The organism is Tsuneonella suprasediminis, from assembly GCF_003605755.1.
GTDB classification, from domain to species: Bacteria; Pseudomonadota; Alphaproteobacteria; order Sphingomonadales; family Sphingomonadaceae; genus Tsuneonella; species Tsuneonella suprasediminis.
This window is the reverse complement of record NZ_RAHJ01000018.1, coordinates 366352-385076: the sequence shown is the minus strand read 5'-3', so window position 1 is coordinate 385076 and position 18725 is coordinate 366352. Positions and strand designations below refer to the sequence as shown.

At 62.3% G+C, this 18725-nt stretch carries 15 protein-coding genes; 1 reads left to right on the top strand and 14 read right to left on the bottom strand.

Going from position 1 to position 18725, the window contains the following annotated elements; all coding sequences use genetic code 11:
* The first annotated feature begins 9 nt into the window (after positions 1-9).
* Positions 10-2733, top strand: a complete 2724-nt coding sequence (locus tag D6858_RS07830; RefSeq protein ID WP_120108788.1) for a CHAT domain-containing protein — start codon at positions 10-12, stop codon at positions 2731-2733.
* A 20-nt stretch (positions 2734-2753) separates the two neighbouring features.
* On the opposite strand, the gene D6858_RS07825 is transcribed toward D6858_RS07830, so the two are convergent.
* From D6858_RS07825 to D6858_RS07760, 14 genes are all read right to left on the bottom strand, one after another.
* Positions 2754-4115, bottom strand: a complete 1362-nt coding sequence (locus D6858_RS07825) for a hypothetical protein (protein WP_133305257.1) — start codon at positions 4113-4115, stop codon at positions 2754-2756.
* Positions 4073-5326 carry a lipopolysaccharide biosynthesis protein gene (locus tag D6858_RS07820; protein WP_120108784.1) on the bottom strand — a complete coding sequence of 418 codons (1254 nt, stop codon included), beginning with the start codon at positions 5324-5326 and terminating at the stop codon, positions 4073-4075. Before D6858_RS07820 ends, D6858_RS07825 begins: the two co-directional genes overlap by 43 nt.
* A complete protein-coding gene (locus tag D6858_RS07815) occupies positions 5323-6381 on the bottom strand; it encodes a polysaccharide pyruvyl transferase family protein (RefSeq protein ID WP_165859659.1) in 1059 nt (352 codons plus the stop codon). Before D6858_RS07815 ends, D6858_RS07820 begins: the two co-directional genes overlap by 4 nt.
* A gap of 7 nt (positions 6382-6388) precedes the next feature.
* Entirely contained in the window at positions 6389-6820 is a 432-nt protein-coding gene (locus D6858_RS07810; protein ID WP_205664899.1) for an acyltransferase, read from the bottom strand.
* 134 nt (positions 6821-6954) lie between these two features.
* Positions 6955-8103: a glycosyltransferase gene (locus D6858_RS07805; RefSeq protein WP_120108779.1), complete on the bottom strand. Its 1149-nt coding sequence runs from the start codon at positions 8101-8103 to the stop codon at positions 6955-6957.
* A gap of 411 nt (positions 8104-8514) precedes the next feature.
* Positions 8515-10017 carry an SGNH/GDSL hydrolase family protein gene (locus D6858_RS07800; RefSeq protein ID WP_120108777.1) on the bottom strand — a complete coding sequence of 501 codons (1503 nt, stop codon included), beginning with the start codon at positions 10015-10017 and terminating at the stop codon, positions 8515-8517.
* Between the two features lie 12 nt (positions 10018-10029).
* Positions 10030-10368 carry a hypothetical protein gene (locus tag D6858_RS07795; protein WP_120108775.1) on the bottom strand — a complete coding sequence of 113 codons (339 nt, stop codon included), beginning with the start codon at positions 10366-10368 and terminating at the stop codon, positions 10030-10032.
* A gap of 94 nt (positions 10369-10462) precedes the next feature.
* The gene (locus D6858_RS07790) at positions 10463-11713 is read right to left on the bottom strand and encodes a WcaI family glycosyltransferase (protein ID WP_225081934.1); all 1251 of its coding nucleotides are present in this window, start codon (positions 11711-11713) and stop codon (positions 10463-10465) included.
* Complete coding sequence (locus D6858_RS07785; protein ID WP_120108771.1) at positions 11683-12630, bottom strand: GDP-L-fucose synthase family protein; 948 nt, start codon at positions 12628-12630, stop codon at positions 11683-11685. The genes D6858_RS07790 and D6858_RS07785 overlap by 31 nt, the downstream gene beginning before the upstream one ends.
* The gene (gmd, locus tag D6858_RS07780) at positions 12627-13691 is read right to left on the bottom strand and encodes a GDP-mannose 4,6-dehydratase (RefSeq protein WP_120108768.1); all 1065 of its coding nucleotides are present in this window, start codon (positions 13689-13691) and stop codon (positions 12627-12629) included. Before gmd ends, D6858_RS07785 begins: the two co-directional genes overlap by 4 nt.
* A gap of 304 nt (positions 13692-13995) precedes the next feature.
* On the bottom strand, positions 13996-15183 hold the full coding sequence (locus tag D6858_RS07775) for an 8-amino-7-oxononanoate synthase (protein ID WP_120108766.1): 1188 nt from the start codon (positions 15181-15183) through the stop codon (positions 13996-13998).
* Between the two features lie 142 nt (positions 15184-15325).
* Positions 15326-16306, bottom strand: coding sequence for a copper resistance protein B (locus D6858_RS07770; protein ID WP_240623755.1), 981 nt, complete (start codon positions 16304-16306; stop codon positions 15326-15328).
* On the bottom strand, positions 16306-18132 hold the full coding sequence (locus D6858_RS07765; protein WP_120108764.1) for a copper resistance system multicopper oxidase: 1827 nt from the start codon (positions 18130-18132) through the stop codon (positions 16306-16308). Before D6858_RS07765 ends, D6858_RS07770 begins: the two co-directional genes overlap by 1 nt.
* Before the next feature lie 24 nt (positions 18133-18156).
* Positions 18157-18723, bottom strand: coding sequence for an RNA polymerase sigma factor (locus tag D6858_RS07760; RefSeq protein ID WP_120108762.1), 567 nt, complete (start codon positions 18721-18723; stop codon positions 18157-18159).
* Positions 18724-18725: the final 2 nt, after the last annotated feature.

Here is an 18725-nt window from a genome sequence, read left to right as displayed (position 1 = left end):
GCCGCTCTGATGGCTGTCGCAGTTCCGGCATACAGCGCACCGCCGGTGGGGGACGATCCGTTTATCGGCACCGTCGCCCGCTACGAAGCTGCCGCTGCCACGCTGCAATCCGGCGACGGCGATCTCGACCCGCAGCAAATCGCCGCGCTCGCTTCGCAAGCGATCACCGCCGCATACTTTTCCGAGCGATATCAGGCCGCCGCCGATCTGTTTGCGCGCTATCAGGGGTCTGCCCTCGATCCGCTGGCCACCGTGACCGGGCTAGGCGCGATCCTGCAAACCAGCGACGATGCTGCGGCAAAGGACAAGGCGCGCAACCGGCTGGCCGCGTTCGTCACTCGACCGGCGGGAGACGCCCTGCTTGCCCCCGCGGTATCGCAGGCGACGCTGGGCGCCGATGCGATGCTGCGAGACGATCTTCCCGGTGCGGTCGCGTTTTTCCGCAAGGCGATGGAACTGGCGCAGCGCGATCTGCCTGCGGACGATCCGGCACAAGTCATGTTCGCCAACGTATATGGCCGCCACCTGCAATATGCCGACCGCACAGCGGGGCGCGCTGCTGTCGAACGGACCGAACGGCTCGCGCTCGATATCCTGCCCGAAGGCCACCCGCTGTGGATCGACGTATGGTACGATATGGCGGCCCGCGCGCAATCGGCGGGGCGGTTTGGCGAAGCGGCAGCGATCTATGCCCGGATCACCGATCTGGCGGCCCGCGAATGGGGGCGGGATGATCGGCGGCTCTACCCCATCCTGCAATACCGCGCGATCGCGCTATCCGGGCTGGGCGAACGGCAGGCCGCGCTCGACATTGCCCGGCTTGCGATCACTGTCGAAGGCGGTCGTCCGGCGGGGGACCGCGCGATGCACCGCGAGCTGATTGGCGGCCTGTTGCTGGGCGAAGGGCAAGTGGCAGAAGCCGCCGCGTCTTACCGCGAGGGACTGGCTCTGCTCGACGGGACCGACCCCGGCGATCTGCGCTGGGCCTTCATCCAGTCCCGCCTCGCCCGCGCGCTCAGCTTTCTGGGGCAGAATGCCGATGCGCGCGCGATGGCCGAACTGGCTGAAACCGGCTTTGCCGCCAAGCTGCCTGCTACGCACCCGGCGCGGATCACGGCAGAGGTGATGATCGCCAAGACATTCGCCCGCACCGGCGATCCGGACCGCGCCTTCGCGATGTTGCAGGCCAGCGTGGCGACTAACGAGAGCAAGATGCTCGACGCATATGCCCGGTCGCAGGATGTGCGAAGCGTAGCGGCATCGAACAACACGCTGTTCCGCGATTTCGCATGGGTCGCGCTGAAGACCGGCCGGATGGAACAGGCATGGCGCGCCGCGCAGCTCGCCACGCTGGGCGAACTGGCGATATCGTCCGCCAAACTCAGCTATCCCGGGGATCCCGAGGGATTCCGCACTGCGCTGGAAGGGGTGCAGGCCGCCCGCGCGGCAGAGGCGGACACGCGCCAGCAACTGGCCGATGGGAAGGCCGGTGCCGCTGCACTGTCCACCGCCATCGCGCAGCGCGAAGCAGTCGAGCGCCAGCTCGACAGCGATTATCCGCGCCACGCCGAAATCCTGCGCCCCACGCCGCTGACGCTGGCGGAAACGCAGGCAGGGCTGAGCGATGCAGAGGCGGTTGTGATCCCGCTGATAGTGGAAGATCGCAATGTCACGATCGCTGTCACCCGCGATGCGGTGATCTGGCATGAAACGACTTCGCCGTATAATTCCACCACTGCGCTGATCGACCGGCTGCGCGCTTCGCTGGAAGAATCCAGCATGGCGAATGGCGCGGCCACCCCGTTCGACAGCGCCACCGCGCACGAAGTCTATCGCCGTTTCTTCGGCCCCGCGCTTGCGCCCGCGCTGACAGGGAAAAGCAAGCTGATCTTCCCCGCAGGCGGGCCACTGGCGCAGATTCCACCCTCGGTTCTGGTGAGCAAGGCCCCGGTCGCCGGGAAAACACCCCGCTTCCTGATCCGCGATTTTGCCATTGCCGTGCGCCCGTCGCTACGCCCGCTGGCCCCATCGGACAAAGCGCCGTCGCATGCCTTTGCCGGGATCGGCGCGCCTGCTTTGTCCGCCGTAAATGGCGACGCGCGTTCGTTGAGGGGGATGGATATCGACCTCAAGACATTGCGCGCATTGCCGTCCTTGCCGGGATCGCTGGCCGAACTGACGGCGATGGGCAACGCCTTCGCACACGACGATGCCCTGCTGCTGACTGGCGCTGATGCGACCGAAGCCAGCGTCCGCGCCGCGCCACTGGGCGATTACCGGGTGCTGGCGTTTTCCACCCACGGACTGGTCGGTGGGCAAATTCGCGATCTGGCTGAACCGGCGCTGGTGCTGACGCCACCCGACGCGCCGACTTCTGCCGAAGATGGCTTGCTGACTGCATCGGAAATCGCCGCGATGGACCTTGCCGCCGACTGGGTGATCCTGTCTGCCTGCAACACCGCCGCTGGAAATGGGCGCGGCGGCGCGACTTATGGCGGACTGGCACGCGCGTTTCAGGTGGCGGGTGCGCGCTCGTTGTTGCTGTCACACTGGCCGGTGCGCGACGATGCAGCAGCCTTCCTGTCGGTCGAAACCCTGCGCCGCGCTGAAACCGGGGCAGACCGGGCGCAGGCCTTGCGAGAGGCGCAATTGCAGATGATCGCTGATAGGGCCGGAATGCCGGGGGAAGCCAACCCCGGCGTGTGGGGGCCGTTCGTACTGATCGAGGGGTAAGGAGATAACGCAGCGGTGAATTATCGCTGGCCGCCTGCGCCCCTTCGCCCGATGGCGGCCAGCCACCATGCCACCGCCAGCAACGGCAGAATGCCGCCGGAAAGCAGCGCCGTGCTGAATTCGCGGCTGCAGAAGAAATACATGTTCATCGATAGCGCGATAGTCAGCACCAGCCGCAGATCGGCCCAAGCGATGCGCGATGTCGCTACGGTCGCAAACGACGCGATGCCACCCGCCATCAGAGCAAACACTGCAATCCCCGTCCACCCGAACCCGGCATAACCCGATCCGATAAAACCCACCTGATACGTCGTATCGGCGCCGAAATAAGTGCGCGGAATGAAGCTGGTTACGTTAAAGTACTTCTGCCCCAGCAATTCGGCCAGCAGGCCATAGTTGCGAATGCCCAGAAACGGGGTGCGGGCCGGAAATTCGCTGAACCACAGCCGCAATGCATCGGCCTGAGCGAAGGCCGCTCGATAAAACACCAGCTTCACCAGATCGCCGCGCGCCAGCAATCCATCGGCCAGGGCTGCACGGTATTGCACCAGATAGAGCACGAATATCAGCCCCATCGCAGCCACCACCACCAGGGCGGCGGCGGCCCTCTCTTTCGATGTCAGTGACAGTCTGCCGCGAGAGTATGCGAACAGCACCATCCCCACAGCGAACAACGTGTAGATCAGCGGGAACTTGTTCAACTGGACCATCGTGAAAACGAAAACCGCCACGGCCATGATCGTCGCCGCAATCCGCAGCGAGCGATAGCGTGTCGCGACCACCACATTGAGCAGCAACAGCACGATCGACACCGTTTGCCGGGTATAGTTCATCAGCAGCTCTATCGGTGCGTCACTGAAAAGCTGGCGTCGCAACGCGGTGTAGCTGTGGGGCGAAGTTCCGCGCAGATAATCGACAATGCCTTTCAGTCGAGGCGGACCGGCCAGCTCGACGGCAAGGAACGCCATGCAGAACATCGCGCTGATCGCGATCAGCCAGATCGCCGCCTGCCGGTTGCGGAACAACAACGGCGCGCTTGCACCCCTGATGGCAATCTCCGGCGCAATCGCACTTGGATAAGCGGCGCGCACGGCCAGCATGGCCAGCGCGATACAGTAACTGGCGAGCGTGACAGCGAGCACGTATCGCATCTCCACTGCATCGCTCACACCCGCGCTCAGATCGCGCAAGCTGCGGATCAGCGTGTGCGGACCATATTGCAGCAGGTACACCGCCACCAGAAACGTCGCCGGAGAGATCGTGGGAAATCGCGCGTATCTCAGTGCCAGTATCAGCACCGTATAGCTAAGCAGAGCGGCTGCATATCCCACGATATCGATCATGCGCGCCACCCGGCGACGAGCGAGCAGTACAGCCGCCAATAACCGATCCCCATAGCGGCCAGCGCCAGCGCAGTGCCCACCGCCGCGCCCATCGCGCCGTGGGCAGGGATCAAAACAAAGCCAGCCACCAGATTGATCGCCGCCCCTACCCCAACAATCCGGGCGATCCGGCCATTTTGGCCCAGCGTTACGAACATCGGCATCAGGGCATTGAACGGGGCAGTAATCAGCTTGCCCGCAGCCAGCACCGCCAGAACACCGCCCGCCTGTCGATATTCCGGGCCAAACACGCCCGCCAGCAACGGGCCGGGAAACAGGATCAATGGCAGTGCGATCGCCAGCGAGAGCCCGGCGGCGGCCAGCAATGTCGTCTGCACGAAACGATGCTGCGCGTCAGTATTGCCCAGCCCCAGCAGCAACAGGCGCGGCCCGGCGATCAGGCCCACGAGTTCGGGCACGATCTGAAGAAAGAAAGTGATGCGGATGGCGACACTGAAATCCGCCACCTGATCGATAGTCGATAGCGGCGCGAGCAGCAGGACATCGATCCGGTTGAGCGCCTGCGCCAGCCCCTGCGATACCAGAGAGGGCAACGCCATCGGCATGATTACCCGCCTCACCCGCCAGTGCGGTAGCGCGGGGCGGCCATCGGGCACGGGCGCAACGATCCGCCCTAAATCGCGGTGCGCCCATACCGCTGCCAGCAGGTTGGCCCCCAGCAACACCACGCCAAATGCAAATGCCGTCGATATCGGTGCGATCAGCAATATCGCGATAGTCAGCCCGTTCACGGTGGCGGTATCATGCATCACCGCCCGCAATCGCTGCGCCCCGCTCAAAAACGTCGTTCGCGCGATCCGGCGATAGATCATGCTGGCCGAACATACCGCTACGATGCACAGCAGCGCGATACTCTGGCCCCACGTGCGCTCTGCCCGTTCGAACACCAGCCCGGCCGCGATCAGCGCCGCGACCGGCAGCGACACCAAGACCGCCAGCGCGGCATACTGCCGCATCTTCCACAGTGCGCCCGAACGGCGGAAACGGGGCAGGACATAGGCGGAAAAGCTATCCAGCCCCAACGGGCCAATCGCTTGTGCGAACGCGATTAACCCTACCAGATAGAACGCCGATCCTGCCTCCTCCTTGCTCAACAAACGCGCCAGCAGCACAGTTATGGCAAGTTGCATCGCCTTCGATGCAGCATATGCAGCCAGCAGCGGAACGCCACCGGCGAGGCGCGCCTTCATCGCCCCACAGCTTCGTCGAAAAAATCGGCCAGCAAGCGGGCGTTGCGTTCGAATGCGGGGGCCACACTGTCACGATGCAAGGCCGCGCGATGCGCCAGACGTGCGCCCGCCCGCGCGGCTTCGTCCAGCCGAATGATCTGCCCGTTCAGGCCCGCCTGATCGAACACCGCAGTTATCTTGCGCTCTGCAGGGCCGACGAAAGCATATGGGGTGGCGCCCGCCGTTGCCGCCAGCAACAGCGAATGGAGCCGATTGGACACGATCGCTCCGGCATTGGCATAAACCGCCATCCCATCGTCAAATCCGGGCCGCCCCCCAACCAAGTTGATCATTCGCAGATCGAGTTCGGCGGCCAGCCTGCGATGCAGATTGGCATCGTGCGCGACCTGGCAATACAGCTTCGGCTCCAGCCCGGCTTCGCGCATCTGCGACGCCAGCGCGCGAACCGCGATCCGCAAACTGTCGAACGGGATGGAGTTCACTTTCCGCAAAGCGATCAAGCCGTCCCGCCCCCCGTTGGCAGACGCACAGGGAAGCGCGAACGCAAGATCGGGCACGACTGGCACCTCGACCCCCATCCGCGCAAATGTGGCCTGAGAAACCGGATCGCGCACCGTGATCGGCTGGCTTCGCTCCAGCAAGAGCGCGAACAAGCGCGCATCGCCCGCTGCGGGATCGGCCATCGAAGCCCCGACCTGCAACGTAGCGCTCCTCTGCGGCGCGATACGCGACAGTGCCGCCAAGGTTCCGCGTCGCATCCATCCACGCCCGGTGCCGACATCACCGGGCGACAAGGTCAGCGCTATACCATTGCGGCACAGCGCACCCACGGCGGCGTAAAGGCCTGCCAGTGTGGAGGCATAACGAATGTCAGACGCCCCCAGACGCGATGCGAGCGCATCGAATTCAGCGAGATATCCCTGTGGTACACCATCGGTCAGGCACACCAGAGGCGCGCGGGCAGAAATACATGCCGCGAGAACGGCGTTGATCGTCAGATCGCCGAGGTTGTCGAACTGCGTCCGCAGCGACATCATATACAGAGGGCGTGTCACCGTGCGCTCAATCAACCCGCCCGATATCGGCAAACCGCCTGCGGACCGGTCGCGCCGGATTGCCGACGCAAATCGTATATGGCGGCAGATCCCTGACCACCACTGCCCCGGCCCCGACAATGCAGCCATCCCCGATAGCGACCGGGCCGACAATGATCGTACCGAAACCGATCAGCACATCGCTGCCGACACGGACCGCGCTGTCATCGCGACGTGGCTGAGTGTACACTGTGCGGCCTGGATCATCGAACGGATGGTCGTTGCCAACAATCGCCACGTTGCTCGAAACCAGAACGTGATCGCCGATTTCGAGATCGGTTTCGCAGGTGAAGTTCTTGCCAAACGATACATAGCTGCCGATGCGGCAGTGATGCGGGGCGCGTATGTCGGCATTGCGTGCGATGGCCACATGTTCGCCGCAGACCAGGTCGCCCGCCATCGTGCACCGGACCCACGCCAGTCGCAGACGATGCAGCCCGATCCGCAAACTGCTGAGCGGCCACGGTCGGGGCCTAAACGGAGCGCCCCTGTTCACTGGCGCCTGAAAGGGCGGCGATGTCATCGATGGCGCTTTCATGCGCTGCCTCCGCACGTTTCGATCACGCAGCGTTCGATTGCGGCGGCCTGCGTTTCGGGGTTCCATCTGTCATGAACTGCCTGCCGCGCAGCCACACGCACCGCCGCTCGCGCAGGGGCGTTATCGAGCCAGTCGGCAATCGCCCGCGCCAGATCGTGCGCCGCGCCATAATGGAAGAATGCACCGGTACGGCCCGGTTCAATTGCCTCCACCTCCGGCATCTGGCGGTCGAAATCATCGTGAGTGATCGCCGGAGTGCCATACATCAGAGCGTGGATGGCAGAGAGGCCGATCTTGCCCGGCGCCACGACGATATCGGCGTGATAGATCGCCGGACCGATTATTTTTTCATCGTAGCAGGCGCCGTAGAACCGAACCGCCAGATTGCGCCGCGTCGCGTCGGCTTCCAGCACGGCGCGTTCCGGCCCGTCGCCCAGCAACGCAATATTGACCGGTCGCCTCTGCCGCCCCAACCGATCCGCTGCATCGAGTAACAGATCCAGCCGCACCTTCCGCGTCAGCCGCCCAGTATAGACCAGTAGCGGCCGTTGCGGATCGTCGAACAAAACCCGCGGGTTGGCGGATGCCAGCGTGCCAGCTTCGATCCGCGACACCACACGGTCGGCCGCATCCAGATCGAGGCTGTTGTAGATCACGCGAATGCGCGACGGGTCGAACCCGCCCATGATCCCCAAACTGCGGGACCGCTGCGAATAGACCATCACGCAATGGGCCAACGCATGGAAGGCATTGCGAACGCGGTGCCGGTTCGCCGATTCACGACGCAACCAGCCATGCGACCAGAACAGCACCCGCTTGCCCGTCAGCCGCGCCAGCACCGCGCCCAGCCACGTCGCAATAAAGTGCTGATCAGCAAGGAATATTATCGCCTCATACCGACGCGAAAGCGCAGCGCGAACGGCGGCAGGTTGCCACATAAACGGGCCAAACGTCCGAAACGGCGCATCGACAAAACGGCGCACGGAGGCCGGATCGACCGGCTCAATCCCCTGATAGGGCGCATTCCAGCCATAGAAAGCGTATTCGATACCCGCACATCGATCCATCGCCTGCATCACGGCACGCCGATAATGGGGCCACACGTGATAAACCACAGCCACGCGCAAGCGGCGGGAACCGGTCATTTCCCGATCAAATTCGACGGTGCGCTATGCCTTCCGTGATCCGATGCCCAGGCAAGACATCGGATCACAGGCACGCCAATGGCGCATGTCACCGCATGATATGCATGACCTGCCTGCGCTCCCGGTAAACGTGCATAGCGCGCAGTAGCGGCATGCTTTCGTCTGCCGCCCCATGCGCCGAACCCCGAATAAAAGCTGGCAGGGCGAAGCAAAGCGTTGACACACTGCGACAATCGCGCACCCCTAAAGGAACGCAAGAAGTCGTAAATCAGCAAAATACAGCAATGTTTTCTGGTAAATTTTTTACCATTCATAAATAATACCTGCAATATATAAATGCTATATTGCAGAACATGCCCACATCTCGCAAGATTTACTGCGATTTATCCATGCCGTATAGGAACAGTAGCACTACCCCGCCAATCCGCGCGGCAGATATCCGGGCACCAGCGAAGCCGACTGAAACAGCGCGGGCTGCGGTGCGGGATTGCCCGCGCTGTCGTGAAACAGAGTGACTCTTATCGCAGTCGCATCGGCAGGCACTATCACGCCGCTGATACACCAGGGCACCCAGCTATCCGCCTGATTGAGCGCATAGCTGCGGGTGGTCGCGATAATCGTGCCATCTTGCGGTGCAGCGGCTCGTATCTGAATACGCCCCACCGATCCGGGCGCCCCTGCCGGTCGGTAAACCCACACCAGCAGGCTGACCGGTCGGCCCCGCATCTGAGCAAAATCGTTCACATCCTGATAGATCGCACAGCCGCCTTCGGTCCCCAGAACCGAGGCCGCGTATCCATTGCGCGGCGAACGCCGAATGGCCTCCTCCCGCTTCACGGACACGGGCCCCTGAGGCAACCACCCATCGGGCAGGCCGAGTGGATCGTCCCAACTGGCGAAGTCCCCATTGGACAACAGGTTCAGCGCCGGGTCCAAATTGGGGGACAATAATGAAACCGGGCCCGCACATGGCCGCGGGGATGCATCGCCCCATGCCGCGCGCAACGCAGGGACAAATCCATGCTCAATGCCGGTATCGCTCGGATGGACTGAATCGTAGAGTTTCAGCCGCATATCGGGCCGATCTTGCGACAGATTGAGGGTATAGGTTCCAACGCCACCTCTTCCGCTGCCCAGAGCGGTCACGCATGTATCGGGTTCGGCACCGCCAATACGGTCCCCCACCGCAATGCTCTGTCCCGGCTGCGCCATCCATTCGGACACAGTCAGCGTTTTGCCGGCGATAACGCCACGCGCCACCCCTTTCTCTGAATACCAGTCGAGCGGCTTGCCCGCCGCGATCCACGGTGAATAGCCATCGATCACAGTAACATCACGCAGCTGCTCAAGACGCTTCCACGCGCCGAAAGCAGTCGCCATCGCATCGTTCGAACTTTGCGGATTCTGGATCAGAGCGGCAATCGGCACGCCGGGATGGGCAAGCCGGAAATACTCGATCGCCGCCAGCAACTCGCCAGCCACCATTTCGGTGGTCGTGCCGGTGACATGGTTATGCCCATGACATAGCATCAGGACATCGGGCGTATCCCAAGCCAGTCCGCTGCTGCCTGCCCACAATCGGCCCATCGCGTAATGCAACGGCGCACCCGGCACGGAAAAATTGCGGATCTTCACGGTCGGCCCGGTGCCGCGCGCTTCGGTAGCCGAAGGGGCGAACGCACCCTCCCCATCCCATGTGGCAATCTCTACATTCGGGTTCGAATGGTGGGTTGCGATCAGATCGGCGACCCGGAATATCCATTCGCGCGGGTTCTGCCCGCTGTTGGAAAGGCTGTCCGCCCAGTTATAAATCGACACGTCGCGACCTTCGTCGAGCAGCCATTTGATATGGCCGAACGCATTCGCCTGGCCAACGTTCGCAGCGCTGGCGGTGGGAAAAGCGGAATAAAGCAATGATGTTCCCCCTCAGTCGAGCAATGTGAAAACAGCGCGTTCCGCGCCATCGAGGGCAGTGATTGCCGCGACGGCGAACGGCAAAAGCGTCACCCCGGCCGTTACCGGCAAGGCCACGGTGCCCCCATTGGCGAGTTCGATCAGCACTTGTCCGGAACCAGTGGCAACGATCATCAGCGCACGTCCGGGATCGAGCGCAGTGTCCGGGATCGCGGCGCGCGCATGGGAATAGCTCACTTCCCCGATCGGCAGAGGATTTTCATCGTCAACAGGCCTTGCGGAGCCCGCTTTTGCGAATGCAATTGCTGTTTGAGTGACATAGCGTGCGGGGCTGGCGATGGAGGGGATCATAGTTCATTCTCCTGCAGACGGGTTCGCGGCGGCGCGAATCGGCAGGCAGCGACCTAGGTCGGACCAGTGATTGTAGGAAAGAACAAAACAGGAACTATTTGAAAACCAACTGCCTCATTTCATGATCGCAGCGTTGCAAGATGGCGGTTCGCGCCCAATTGCGCTCTGCCTTGATCCGCGCAGCCTGCCCCAGACGCGCGCGGCGTTGCGGATCGCGCAACAAGCTGGCGATGGCATCGGCAAAGGCCACAGCATCGCCGGGCGGAACGGCCACGCCTGCCCCGCTCACCTCGTCGGCAATTCCGGTGCCGGGATCGGCGGTGGCCACCACCGGTCGCCCCGAAGCGAACATGTTGGCCAGCTTCGACGGCAGAACCAGATCCGCCACTCCGGCGATTTGCGGCAACAGATGGACGCTGGCCAGCCCCAACAGGTCTGCCAGTCGTTCGCGCGGTTGCAGATCGCGGAAGCAGACATTCGGCAAATCGGCAGCGCTCGCTTCCAGCCGCGCGCGATCGGGACCGTTGCCGCAAATCACGAACTGGATATCACCCCGCCCACGCAATATCCGGGCGGCGTCGAGCACGAGATCGATCCCCTGTTTATTGGCGATATTGCCCGAATAGAGCGCAACATGCGACGCGGAAATCTGCCACTCATCACGCAATGGTGACGGCTGATCGAGCGGCCTTATCGCATCGATATCCGCCCAGTTTCGCAATTCGCGAATCTGCCCCTCTGGCACACCCTTCGCCACCAGCTTGCGGCACATTTGCGGGGAAATTGTGCTGGTAATATCGAAGCTTGCCAGCATCGTCCGTTCCAACCGGCTGGCGACATTGAGCAGGCCCCCCTCAGCCAGCAACCCGGTGGAGAGCGCCACCTCCAGCTCGAAATCCTGAACGTGGAGCCACGATTTCGCCCCAGCCAATACCGCTGCAAACCGCGCGACGGGAGCAGCGATGAGCGATGGCGCGACCGCGACAACCAGATCGGGCCGCCGAACGATTGCGCGCGCCAGCATGGGCCACATTGCCGCAAGCGCAAAGCTGACTTGATGCAACACGCGCCTCATCCCGGTCGGTTGCCGCGGGACATAGTGCGGGCATCGCACGACTTTCACGCCATTTTCCACTGTGCGCCGCCACCGGTTGCGATGGCCTGCCGCGATGCGCCAATCGGGATAGTAAGGTTGCGCTGTTACCACCGTCACCCGATGGCCTGCGTGCGCCAGATGCTCCGCCCAACCGGTTGAACAGGGGCCGATGCCGATCTGCTCGGGCGCATAATTCATACTTAATATCAGCACCTTCACTACCTTCTCGCCGCATTCGCGAGAAACCATTGGTATGTCGCGGCGATCCCGGCGCGCAGGGGCATCTGCGGGCGCCAGCCCATCTGCACCAAGTTGCTGCTGTCCAACAGTTTTTGCAGTGTTCCATCGGGCTTGCCCCGATCGGTTTCGATCGCGCCGTCAAACCCGATCTCGGCACAGACAAGCCTTGCGACTTCGGCAATCGACACGTCCGCACCCGCTCCCACGTTGACGGGCCGTTCGCCGGTGTAGTTCCGCAACAGGCACACACAGGCATCCGCCAGATCGTCGACGTAGAGAAATTCGCGACGCGGAGTGCCGGTGCCCCAGATCGTGACCGCCTGTGCGCCGGCCACTTTCGCGTCATGCGCCTTGCGGATCAGAGCGGGCATTACATGGCTGTTATTAAGGTCGAAATTGTCGCCCGGACCATAGAGGTTGGTTGGCATGGCAGCGATGAAATCGCACCCGTATTGCTGACGGTAAGCCTGGCACAATTTCACCCCGGCGATCTTGGCGATGGCGTACCACTGGTTGGTCGGCTCAAGCGCGCCGGTCAGCAACGCATCCTCGTTAATCGGCTGAGGCGAAAATTTCGGATAAATACAAGATGATCCGAGCAAGAGCAGCTTGCCCACCCCATGCTGTCGAGCGGCCTCCACCACATTCGCTTCGATCATCAGGTTGTCATATAGAAACGATGCGGGGAAACGCTGGTTGGCGAGGATACCGCCGACTTTTGCCGCCGCCAAAACCACGACATGCGGCCGATTTTCAGCAAACCAATCAAGCACTAGCGCCTGTTCGCGCAAGTCGCATTCGCGCGGTGCCGTAAGAATCGCGCACCTCTCGCGCTGCAGGCGACGGACCAGAGCCGCACCGACCATCCCGGCATGTCCGGCAACATAGACCCGCTTGCCTGAAAGGTCGAAAAGCGGCCGCGTCATACCGCCGCTTTCAGAGCGGGATTACGCTGCAAGGCACTGATATCCGCAGCAACCATTTCGCGCACAAGATCCCGCACCGATGTTTCAGGCTCCCAGCCGAGCTGGCGGCGCGCCTTGGTCGCATCGCCAATCAGAATGTCGACTTCAGTCGGGCGGAAATATCGCGGGTCCACTTCCACTCTGCATTGTCCGCTCGCAACGCAGAAGCCCTTTTCATCAATACCTTGCCCTTCCCAGCGCAACGCGATCCCGGCATCGGCGAAGGCCCATTCCACAAATTGCCGCACCGAAGTCGTTTCCCCCGTTGCCAGTACATAATCGTCGGGCTCTTCCTGCTGAAGAATAGCCCACATTCCCTGGACATAGTCGCGTGCATGGCCCCAATCGCGACGCGCATCGAGGTTGCCGAGATAGAGCTTGTCCTGTTCGCCCAGCTTGATCGCGGCGGCGGCGCGGGTAATCTTGCGGGTGACGAAGGTTTCGCCGCGCATCGGGCTTTCATGGTTGAATAGGATGCCGTTCGACGCATGAATTCCGTAAGCTTCCCGATAGTTTACGGTGATCCAATAGGCATAGAGCTTGGCCACGGCATATGGGCTGCGCGGGTAGAAAGGGGTGGTTTCCCGCTGCGGAATTTCCTGCACCTTTCCATAGAGTTCGGATGTCGATGCCTGATAGAACCGGGTTTTCCGCTCCAACCCCAGAATGCGGATCGCCTCCAACAGCCTCAGCACTCCAGTCGCGTCGGAATTGGCCGTATATTCAGGTGCTTCGAAGCTGACGGCAACATGGCTTTGCGCGGCGAGATTGTAGATCTCGTCGGGTTGCACCTTCTGGATTGTACTCACCAGATTGGCGCTGTCGGTAAGATCCCCATAATGAAGGATTAATTGCGGATTACCTTCGTGAGGATCCTGATAAAGTTCCTCGATCCGGCCAGTGTTAAACGACGAGGATCTGCGTTTTAAACCATGGACCTGGTATCCCTTACCCAACAGATATTTCGCGAGATAGGCACCATCTTGACCGGTAACACCCGTTATTAGCGCCGTTTTACCCACATAACCCCTTACACTTCGCGGTGATCGATGAATCACGAACACATAAGGGTGCCATATAAATCATATTGCACAAGAGTTGGATTGCAATTGGGCATAACATTTAAATATTTAATAGCTCGGATCGCATTCACACACCTGTATTTAGACATTCATTTTTATATGACGGAGCGATATTAAATAATCGATTTACCCAACCCGCCAGCTACGCCTGTTCAAAGCGATTTCGGAGATGTCTGGCGGAAGAAAATCAGCCCAACCCGCAACTGAACCGCTCCGGCAAAACCCGGCAGAGCGTGTGGGGGCTCTATGGTAACAGTTCAGCCAGCAATTCAGCCAGTCGCGCGATACCTGTCCGATCCACATTGCGCGTGATCGAGATACGCAGACGCCCGGTGCCGGGGGGCACGGTCGGCGGCCTGATGCCGCGCACATCCAGCCCAGCATCCTGCAGCGCGCCCGCGATGGCCATCGTCTGCCGGTCTTCGCCCACGATCAGCGGCACGATATGCCCCCCACCCAATGCGCCCAGCGGTTCGAGCAGTTGCGCGGCCAGCCGGACATTCGCCGCCAGTTCGGCACGCAGATAGTCCGACCGCCCGACAAACAGCAGCGTTTCATGCACCAGCTGCGCGATGAAGGGCGATGGCGCGGTCGAGAAGATAAAGCCCCGCGCGCGATTGACGAGGAATTCTGTCACCACCGCCGGGGCGCAAACCAGCGCCCCTTCACAGCCCAACGCCTTGCCACAGGTATGCACACTGATCACGTTGTCGCGCCGCGCCAGATCGGCCGACAGGCCCCGCCCCATCGGGCCAAGCACACCGGTCGCGTGGGCTTCGTCGATCACCAGAATGGCATCGTATCGGTCCGCGATCGCAGCCAGATCGGCCAGCGGCGCGCTATCGCCATCCATGCTGTACACCGATTCCACCCCGATCCAGATGCGCCCATCGGGGTGATCGCGCCGCCATGCACGCGCGACATCCTCGAACGCGTCGGCATCGTTGTGCGCCACAACGCAATGTTCGGCGCGCGTGACGCGCAGGCCATCGTGGATGCTGGCATGGATCAGTTCGTCGCACACGATCATATCGCCGGTCTGCGGCAAAGTGGCAAACAGCGCGGAATTGGCGGCAAACCCGCTCGACAGGAACAGCGCGGATTCGCTGGCGAAGAATTCCGCAGCGAACCGTTCCAGCGCAATATGTTCGGGGCAATTACCGCGCAGCAACCGCGACCCGCCCGATCCCACCGGCACCCCGCTGGCGACAATGCCGCTGGCGATCCGGTTCAGTTCATCGGATGCCGCGAGGCCAAGGTAATCGTTGGAGGAAAAGTCCGCCCCGCTTTTGGGGGACAGCGTACGATATCGCCCGATCCCCCTCAGATGAGCCAGATCGGCCCGCTGCCGCGCGAACAGATCGGGCCGCTGCGCCGGTTGGGCACCATTTGCGCCATCGGGAGCCGTTGAAATCCGCTCTTCATCCGCCATGCGATCAGGCCCCCTTCCGCGATTCCGTCATCGTTCCGAGGGGCCCATGGCAGAGCGGCCCGGCAAAAGCCACGGCCCCCGAAACTACCCACTCCGCGATCTCGCCCGGCGCGCAGGGCAAGCGCCTCTTCCCCGGTGCGGATCAGAACCAGAAACGGAGGCCGACGACATAGTTCGTCACGCTCGGATCTTCACCCGCGGCACGGGCATAGTCGGCACTCCTGCCTGCTTTCCATTCCTGCTCAATGCCGACGTAAGGGGCGAATTCGCGCGTGAATTCATAGCGCAGGCGCAGCCCGGCTTCTGCCGAATCCAACCCCGCACCAACCCCGAGTTCCGGAATGTCCTGCGCCGCGAAGTTCAGTTCCGCGCGGGGCTGTAAAATCAGGCGCTGCGTGATCCGCTGGTCCAGCTCGGCTTCGAGGCGCGCGGTCAGATCGCCCTTTGTCGAAAGAAACGCGGCGGCATCCACTTCGAACAGATAAGGTGCCAGCCCCTGCACACCGATAACCGCATGGGTGCGCTCTGCGCCGGTGAGGTCTTGCCGGACGCCTGCCTGCAAATCCCACCACGGGCCGATGGCGTGGCTCCACAAGCCCTGCACTTCGGCTGACTCCACCGGTTCTCCGAAGCTGCCTTCGCCTTCGCTTTTGAGCCAGAGCTTGTCGATGTCTCCGCCATAATAGGCCTGAACATCCCATAGATAGCCATCCCTGCCTTCACGCGCGCGATATTCGGCGCGGTCGGCCTGAAACCAGAACACCGGCATTCCGCTTACCGCTCGAACCACCGATGCGCGCGAGGCAGCCATTTTTTCCGGGCCGACGAAAGCGTCGGCAGCGAAGGTCGGGCCGGAAAAGGCTTCAGGCGGAGGGGGGCCTTGGGGGATCGGCGCATCATTCGCCATCGCGGCGTGATCCATGCCCGCATGGTTCATCGCGCCATGATCCATAGCATCGTGATCGATTGCTCCACCATCAGCGGTGGTCGTCTCCGCGTGGCTTTGAGATGGGGCTGACGTTGCCATATCTCCGGCAGAATGCGCTTCGTGCCGATGATCCTGCGCGATTGCCGTGCACGGCATCGACGCCAGCGCCAACAGCAGAAAAGGTGCAGCGCGCATCACCCTTCTCCTCCCTGCAACGGGCGGACCGTCACGACCTGAAACATCCCGCTATGCATGTGGTACATAAGGTGGCAGTGAAACGCCCAGTCGCCGGGTTCGTTCGCTGTCAGATCGAACTGCGCGCTGCCGCCGGGCTGCACGATCACAGTATGCTTCAACGGCTGGTGCCCGTGCGGCGCGTCGTTCACCAGTTCGAAGAAATGACCGTGCAGATGAATCGGGTGCGCCATCATCGTGTCGTTGACCAGCTTGACCCGGACCCGTTCGTTGAAGGCAAAGCGGATCGGATCGTCGGTGACGGCAGAGAATTTCTTCCCGTCAAACGACCACATGTACCGCTCCATATTCCCGGTCAGGTGAATCTCTTTCAATCGCGTCGGGCGACGCATATCGGAATGCATCTTCGCGGACACGAGCTGCCGGTAATTGAGCACGCGATGGCCCACATCATTCAGGCCGATACCGGGGTCGCCCATGCGATCGACCGGGTTCATCGACACCATGTCGATGCCCGGCCCCACCTTGACGCTTTGCGGCAAGAGTGCGGTGTCGCGCATCGACATCGATCCCATGTTCATCGGCGCCGGTCCGGCAGCGGACGGGGTATGCTGCGTCCCGCCATGATCCATCGCACTGTGGTCCATCGCACTATGGTCCATCGTTCCGCCCGATGAACCGTGATCCATCTGGCCGTGGTTCATGCCCATGTCCGCCATCGTCAGCAGCGGTGGATCGCGCAGCGGCGGCACCGTGGCCCGCGCCCCTGCATGACGGGTCAGCATGGCCAGCCCCATCCCCGACCGGTCCATCGCCTCGGCAACGATGGCAAATGCATCCGCGCCGCCCGGTTCGATAATGACATCGTATGTTTCGGCGTTACCGATCTGGAATTCGTCGACCTCCACCGGGCGAACATTCTGCCCGTCGGCGGCAATCACTGTCATCGGCAGGCCCGGAATACGCACGTTGAAGAACGTCATCGCAGAACCGTTGATGAAACGCAGGCGAACCCGCTCGCCTGGATTGAAGGCAAATTCCAGCCCGTCTTCTGGCCCATGTCCGTTAAGCAGATAGCTGTAGAGCGGCGCGGACACGTCTGCGATATCGGTCGGCATCATCCGCATCCGCGCCCACATCCGGCGATCCGCGCCCGACAACGGATAATCATCGGTCGCCGTCGTCTTCTGATAGTTGAACGGGGCCTCCCCCACTTTCAGCTTCTTCATCAGCGTATGCGGGTCCATCGGCGACCAGTCGGACAGCATCACGACATAATCCCGGTCGACCGGGTGCGGATCGCCATCGGCCGGGTCGATGATGATCGGTCCATAGTGGCCCATCGGTTCCTGCAAGGTATGGGCATGCCACCAATATGTCCCGGCCTGGCGGATCGGAAAAGTATAGCGGAACCGGTCGCCCGGCTCGACCGCCGCCATCGTCACCCCCGGCACCCCGTCCATCAGGAACGGAACGAGCAGGCCATGCCAGTGGATCGACGTGCCCATCGAACTGTTGTTTTCGAGATCGACCACCAGATTCTGCCCTTCGCGCAGCCGCAGGAGCGGGCCGGGCAGCGTGCCGTTGACAGTCACCGCGGGTCCGTGGCGACTTCCGGTGGCGAAACTGGCGTCGGCAACTGTCATTGTCAGATGCTCTCCCGACAGAACATCACTGCCCTTGCGCGCGAGTGCCCCGCTGTGACTGCCGCGCGCCCAGCCGGGAACACTGTGGCCCAGCCCGATCAGGCTTGCCACGCCTGCACTGCGGGTCAGGAATTTTCGGCGGTCGATCGCGAGCCTGTCGCTGTGGGATGAGAAGGTCATACCGCGCTTACGCCCGGCCAGCGATCACCCCTCAAACAAATCGTACTTTTCGCGCAGACGCTGACGCGCGCGATAGACGCGTGTCTCAATTGCCTTTTCCGTCGTGCCCAGCAGCCCGGCGACTTCGCCTTGGCTGCGCCCTTCGATGGCGACCAGCACCAGCGCCTCTCGCAATCGCACCGGCAGCCCGTCGATTGCCCGCGATACTGTGTCCAGCGCCTGCCGGTCGGCAACCGCAGACTCCGTATCGGGCTGGTCTGCCGCCACCGGAATCTGCGGATCGAGCGCACCAAACCCCAGCAACCGGGCCACTTTCCGCCGTCTCAGGCGGTCGCGGCATTTGTTAAGGGTGACGGCGGTCAGATAAGCCGCGACCGGCTTCCCCGGATCGAGCCTTGCGCGCGCAACCCATGTCGATGCCAGTGCATTTTGCAGCGCGTCCTCCGCGTCCTCGCCTGTACCGAGCATACGGCGCGCCAGGCCGAGCAGGCGCGGCAGATGCGGTTCGACCAGCTTGCCGAATGCCGCTCTGTTGCCCCGCCTGACCTGTTCTATCAGGTCGGCATCAAGCGTGTTGTCGCGCCCCTGCACTT